At 29.3% G+C, this 6,467-nt stretch carries 8 protein-coding genes; 1 reads left to right on the top strand and 7 read right to left on the bottom strand.

What is annotated here, in order from left to right; genetic code table 11:
• From J7M77_RS08935 to J7M77_RS08960, 6 genes are all read right to left on the bottom strand, one after another.
• Positions 1-865: DegT/DnrJ/EryC1/StrS aminotransferase family protein (locus tag J7M77_RS08935; RefSeq protein ID WP_296877641.1), on the bottom strand; the 865-nt coding region annotated here is incomplete at its 3' end.
• Between the two features lie 108 nt (positions 866-973).
• Positions 974-1,471 (bottom strand): transcription termination/antitermination NusG family protein, encoded by a 498-nt coding sequence (locus tag J7M77_RS08940; protein ID WP_296877643.1) that lies wholly within the window; start codon positions 1,469-1,471, stop codon positions 974-976.
• Positions 1,468-1,971, bottom strand: coding sequence for a transcription termination/antitermination NusG family protein (locus J7M77_RS08945; RefSeq protein ID WP_296877645.1), 504 nt, complete (start codon positions 1,969-1,971; stop codon positions 1,468-1,470). The genes J7M77_RS08940 and J7M77_RS08945 overlap by 4 nt, the downstream gene beginning before the upstream one ends.
• Positions 1,972-2,026: 55 nt before the next feature.
• Positions 2,027-2,959 carry a site-specific integrase gene (locus J7M77_RS08950; protein WP_296877647.1) on the bottom strand — a complete coding sequence of 311 codons (933 nt, stop codon included), beginning with the start codon at positions 2,957-2,959 and terminating at the stop codon, positions 2,027-2,029.
• Positions 2,960-3,221: 262 nt separating this feature from the next.
• Positions 3,222-3,398 (bottom strand): hypothetical protein, encoded by a 177-nt coding sequence (locus J7M77_RS08955; RefSeq protein ID WP_296877649.1) that lies wholly within the window; start codon positions 3,396-3,398, stop codon positions 3,222-3,224.
• An 81-nt stretch (positions 3,399-3,479) separates the two neighbouring features.
• Entirely contained in the window at positions 3,480-3,809 is a 330-nt protein-coding gene (locus J7M77_RS08960) for a hypothetical protein (protein ID WP_296877651.1), read from the bottom strand.
• 173 nt (positions 3,810-3,982) lie between these two features.
• Here J7M77_RS08960 and J7M77_RS08965 point away from each other — a divergent pair, with 173 nt between their 5' ends.
• Positions 3,983-5,245: an aminotransferase class I/II-fold pyridoxal phosphate-dependent enzyme gene (locus tag J7M77_RS08965; protein WP_296877653.1), complete on the top strand. Its 1,263-nt coding sequence runs from the start codon at positions 3,983-3,985 to the stop codon at positions 5,243-5,245.
• Positions 5,246-5,271: 26 nt separating this feature from the next.
• On the opposite strand, the gene J7M77_RS08970 is transcribed toward J7M77_RS08965, so the two are convergent.
• A complete protein-coding gene (locus J7M77_RS08970) occupies positions 5,272-6,369 on the bottom strand; it encodes an AI-2E family transporter (protein ID WP_296877655.1) in 1,098 nt (365 codons plus the stop codon).
• Positions 6,370-6,467 lie beyond the last annotated feature (98 nt).

Here is a 6,467-nt window from a genome sequence, read left to right on the forward strand (position 1 = left end):
TGATTTCTTTTCTTCTTTTAAGAAGACTATCATATCTTTCAAGCTGGGCTAAACCGATGCTGGCCATGATATCGGTCATATTGCATTTGTAGGCTGGTGCAATGATATCATATTCCCATGCTCCTAACTTTGTTTTAGCTAAAGCATCTTTTGACTGACCGTGTAAAGAAAGTAACTGATACTGTTTATAAATTTCTTCATTATCAATACCTTTGATATCTTTCCACACAACTGCACCACCTTCTGCAGTAGTAAGATTTTTAACAGCATGAAAACTAAAAGAAGTGAAGTCGGCCACTTCACCACACATCTGATTATTTCTAACGGCACCAAAGCCATGAGCTGCATCAGCTAAAATAATAATTCTGCCAAAAGCTTTTTGCAGATCATTATTAGCCTTAAATAAATGCTTTTTACTTTCAATAGCTTCATAAATTTTATCATAGTCACACATGATTCCTGCAATATCAACCGGCATGATCACTTTGGTTTTATCAGTAATTTTACTTGTTAACTGATCATAATCCATTTCATAGCTGTCCTTTTTTACATCAACTAATACCGGTGTCGCTCCAACATGTAAGATAACACTACATGTTGCAGTGTAGGTATAAGCTGAAGTAATTACTTCATCACCGTAACCAACACCTAATAGCTTTAAGGTCATTTCCATACAGGCTGTTGCACTATTTAAACAGACAGCTTTTAAAGTATGACAGTATTTAGCTATTTTTCTTTCAAATTCTTTAGTTTTAGGACCAGTAGTGATCCATCCTGATTTTAAAGCATTAATAACTTCATTCATTTCATTTTCACTCATATCCGGTGGTGAAAATGAAATATTTCTTTTTTGCATATTCTCCATAACAGTTCTCCTTGTTTAATGTAACAAAAAAAGAATATAGTTCCCCCTACCCCAAGTAAGTTAACTATATTCCAAACCTGATTAGAGGCGGATATGCCTGCTCTCTAATTAGTTCTTGCTTGTAATGTTTAATCCAACTTTTATATAGCGTTCCATAAAAATTAAATCTAAATAAGCATATTGATTGCGTTTATCTACTTTTACAATGCGATTTTCAAATTTTTTTAGTGGACCATTAGTAATAATTGCTTTACCGTTTTCCAATCTGGCTGTTGACATTTCAACGATATTGCTTTGATTCAATAGTGTTTCCAACATCCAAATTTCTTCTTTTCGTAAAGCTGAAACCCCATCGTTTTTTAATTGTTTTATCATCTTATTTTGTTTTTGCATTATTTCAGTTAAAAGAATATTAAATTCTGACTGTTCTAATCTACTTTTAATAAAAATATAACCAGGAAACATTGGCTTGATTAAATGCTCTTTGGTCTTACGATGATAAAACTCCTGATAAGGGATAAAGGCTTCAATGTCTTGATATTTATTTAGTTCTAAAACCAGCTGTTTAGCTTTATAGCTAATAGTATATAAAACATACCAGTTCAAGTTTTACTCACTACTTCTAAAGCAACACGAATTGGCTGTCCTAAAAAATTTGTTTTTAATGTTGCGATGCGATGATGACGATCAATTTTAATAACTAAATCTTCTAATCCTTTTAACGGTCCTTGATCAACGATCAATTTAGAATCAACAATATTGCCAATGGAATGGCGAATAATTGACTCATTATCAAACAGTTGTTCAAAAATTGCTTGTTCACCCCTATTTAAAGCTGTAGTGTTATCGTATTGTAATAAAGAAACGCTTCCTTTTAATGAATTAAAAAATCCATTATATTGAAAAATGAACTCTTTTTTATCCAAATGACTTTTAATTAAAACATAATTTGGATATAATTTTCTTACAACGTAGTTTTTAATACTTTTAACGTTGTACCATTTTTCCATCTTTGGGATGAATGCTAGACAATTTTCTTGACGATTAAAAAAATCGACCAGATTATCAATGTAATCATTGTCAACATACGCAATATACCAGTACATTGTAATTCCTCTTTCCTAAATTGATAAGTCGTAGATTACTGCAATCTACGACTTACTATTTAGGAATTTTATTAATTTGTTCTTTTTTGTATTCAAGTGATGGATGGACATATAAATTTAATGTCGTTGTCACACTAGAATGACCCAACAATTCACTAACTGTTTTGACATCAATTCCATATTTAATACAGTTAGTTGCAAAAGTATGTCTTAAACAATGAAAATTCATCTTTAATTTTAATAATTCACAAAGATTTTTAAAATTCCGCTGAATATTTCTTGGCTCTGGGATGTCTAGACTATTAGATAAAAGATAAAACGCTGAATTTGTTTTATCAATATCATACAATTTTCGATAATCATTAATATACTCAACCAGAAAATCAGTTAAAACAACAACTCTTTTAGAAGCTTGTGTTTTTGGTTCAAAAACCATCTTTTTAGTCTTGCTTGATTTATCATTGCTTTTAATTCTTTGAACTGTTCTTAAAACAAAGATCAAGCTATTATCAATGTCAACATCTTCCCATTTTAAGCCGCATATTTCCCCTAATCTTAAACCAGTATACAAACTAATATAGATTGCTAGAGTAGTTTGATTAATATTTGACTTGCAATATTTAGTTAATTCCTCTTTGTCTTGCTTAGATAATACTTTAATTTGTTTTTTACTATCATTTACTTTTAAATACCATAAATTGACATGTTTTAAATTATATTTTTCTTCACCATATTCAAGAATATTCTTTAAGATAAAGGTAATTGATTTTAGCGTACTAGCTGATAATTCCTTATCGTTTTTCAATGATTCAAATAAGTCTAAATGAACCATTTCATCACATTCTTGTAGACAAATATCTTGATAAAAGTCAATTAAATATAACTCAATAATATTATTATACTTAATATATGTAGAGTACTTTATGGATATTTTTTTTAATTCTAACCATTCTTTTGATAACTGTGAAAATTTTATTTCTTTTGACATATTTTCCCCTTCTTTCATATCATTAAAGTAAAAATTCTAATTCTATATCAAACTTAAAAACTGTTTATTAAAAAAATAATCCTAAAAATAATTTTTCTCTTTTAATTTGAAGACAAATATGTTATATTTTGTGTCGTAGATTGCAGTAATCTACGACATTTTTTTAGAAAAAAAAGATATCATTTAGCAAAAATACTAAATGATATCTTGTTTTTTTATTTTACCACTAATAAATCTAAATTAGGTATAAAGAAATCTTAAGTTAGATTTCAAAATTAAAATCAATATACTTATTATTAACATAATACTGTTTTTTATCATGATTTTCGACAATACTGTGGGTATAGCCCGTTAAAATCAAAATATACAGCTCATTAATTGCTAAAAAATGTCCAGTAATATCTTGAGCACCACAAAACAATTTTACTCGGTCAATCATCTTTTCGCCTCCTATTTAAGCTTTACCTAATTTTTACTATCTATACGCCAAAAGAAAAAAGATGACCGGGTCCGGGTCATCTTAAATAAAATCCTCATAATCACGATTTAACCACCATCTTTTAATTATTACGTGAATCTTCGCTAAATCCATATCTAAAATTTTTCCAATTTCTTTTTTAAATTGAACTTCATTTAAATTAGTTTCGACAATAAAAGAATCTTTTTCCTTTTTAAACTCTGCCAGTTTAACCAAGCGCTCATCGCTTGTTAGATCAACATAATATCCATCATCAAAAGTAACGATTAAAACATAATATTTAGGACGATGTGAGCGTTTTTTTAAATAAACAAACAATAAAATCAATAGTATTATTGCTACGATAATACCAACTATTAAATATCTTTTCATTTCCAATCCTCCATATCATTTTTAAATCAGTTATTGGTAACATTATATCACAAATATCTTCAAGGAACTATTTTATTAGTCAAGATTTATAAAACTATTTTTACTTAAAATCTTGAAAAAATTGGCTATAATAGGTACAATACATTTACTTATATATGTAAAGGGGAATTGTCATGAAAGCATTTTCAAAAATGAGTAAAGATGAACTAAAATTAATCAAAAGTGATTTACAAAAACAATATGATGAATTCAAAGATCAAGGTCTTAATCTTGATATGTCAAGAGGAAAGCCTTCTAGTGAACAATTAGATTTATCAATGGAATTATTAAATTGTCATGAATATTTAAAAGATGGTGTTGATTGCCGTAATTATGGCGGTTTAGAAGGATTAAACGCTTTAAGAGAGTTTTTCGCTAAACTACTAGAAGTAGATACTAAAAATGTTGTTATTGGCGGTACTTCAAGTTTAACATTAATGTTTGATTATTTGTCACAAGCCATGTTATCAGGTGTACTGAAAAACACACCATGGTCAAAATTAGATCATGTTAAGTTTTTATGTCCTGCACCGGGATATGACCGTCATTTTGCTTTTTTAGAATATTTTGGAATTGAAATGATTACTGTTCCAATGAACGATGAAGGGCCTGATTTAAATGTTATTCAAAAATATATCCAGGATGAACAGGTAAAAGGAATGTTCTGTGTCCCTAAATATTCAAATCCAACGGGAATTACTTATAGTGATGCTACTGTTAAAGGCTTAGCTGCTTTAAAACCAGCTGCTAAAGATTTTAGAATTATTTATGATAATGCTTATAGTGTTCATGATCTAACTGTACCAGGCGATAAGCTGTTAAATATTTTTGATGAATTGCCTAAACATAATAATGAAGATCTAGTAATCATGGTAGCTTCTACTTCAAAAATTACTTTTGCTGGTTCTGGGGTATCATGCATCGTTGCTAGTGATAATAATATTGCGGATATTAAAAAGCGTTTAAATGTTCAATCAATCTCTCAAGATAAAATGAATCAATTAAGACATTTAGCTTTCCTTAAAGATATTGATCATTTAAAAGCCCACATGCAAAAACATGCTGCAATTTTAAAACCTAAATTTGATTGTGTTTTAAATGAATTAGAAACTGAATTAGCTGGTAAAGAAATTGCAACTTGGTCATCACCTAATGGCGGTTACTTTATTAGTGTTGATGTCATGCCTGGATGTGCTAAAAGAGTTGGTCAATTATGTAAGGAAGCTGGGGTTACACTTACAACGATTGGAGCGACTTTCCCATACGGTAAAGATCCTCAAGATACCAATATTCGTATTGCCCCATCATATCCAAGTGTTGATGAACTATCAAAAGCTGCTAAATTATTAACAATTTCTATTCAGTTAGCAGCGATTGAAAAAATATGTGAAATTTAAAAAAATGACCTTTGGCTAAACAAAGGTCATTCATTTTTTTTATTGTGTCGATAAGCTACAAAATCATCAAAAAACATTCTAATTACACAAATCATCGGTACCCCTAAGAACATTCCAAAAAAGCCAAATAAGCTACCAAAGACAGTAATTGAAGTAATGATCCAAAATGGTGAAATCCCTACTGTATCCCCTAAAATATGTGGTCCTAAGAACAATCCATCGAACTGTTGTAAAATAAAGATAAACACTCCGGTAGCTAAACCCGTCATCAAACCTTCAATCAAAAAAACAACGATCGTTACCGGAACCCCACCGATAAAAGGTCCAAAATAAGGAATAATGTTAGTAATGAATACTACAAAAGCTAATAGTGGGAAAAATGGCAGATCCATTAACCCAAATCCAACCAAAGCAATTAAACCAATGATTACTGAATCAATAAATTTTCCATAAATAAATTCACCAAAAATACGATGTGATTTATAAGCGTATTCATGAATTAATGCTAATTTATTTTCATCAATAAAACATAGCATTAAGCGATCAAAAATACTTAATAGTTTTTTGGTTTCAATCAAAATATACGGACAGAAAATCAATCCCATCAAAATAGTCAATAATGTACTTCCGGTTTTTCCAGCTAAAGCAATCATTTCTAAATAATCATTTACCGAAAGACTTTTGATTGCTCCGCCAACTTTATTAGCGCCCATAATGATAAATTCTCTAATTTTTTCATCTTTGAAGGTTTCATTAATCGTTTTATCAAAATTAGAAACGTATGTATCGATATTATTGATTAATTCAATGGCATATCCCATAAAAGTAGGAATCAACCAGTTTAAAACAACAATTAATAATAATATCAATCCCAAAAAAACTATCATTACGCTAATGACCCGCTGGTGTTTAACAAGAAAATTATTACTACTTTGATTAAATAACTTAGTCAGTTTCTTTACTATTGGTTCTAAAAAATAAGCTAGTGCACCACCTATTAACACAGGATAAAATGCTTTCAAAATAAATGAAAACCACGATGGATCAAAAACTTTATAGATTACGATTAATATCAGCCCTAATATCAACAAACCGCTATACTGTTTAAACTTAAATTTCTGCATTAATCCTTCTCCTTAAATAATTATCTTTATTATAGCATATCTTTGCCTAGATTTGTGCTGTTTATTCCATTTATCCAAAAGTTCTTGAATATAGTCAA

The organism is Thomasclavelia sp. (genome assembly GCF_017889095.1).
In the GTDB taxonomy this organism is placed as follows: Bacteria; Bacillota_I; Bacilli_A; order Erysipelotrichales; family Coprobacillaceae; genus Thomasclavelia.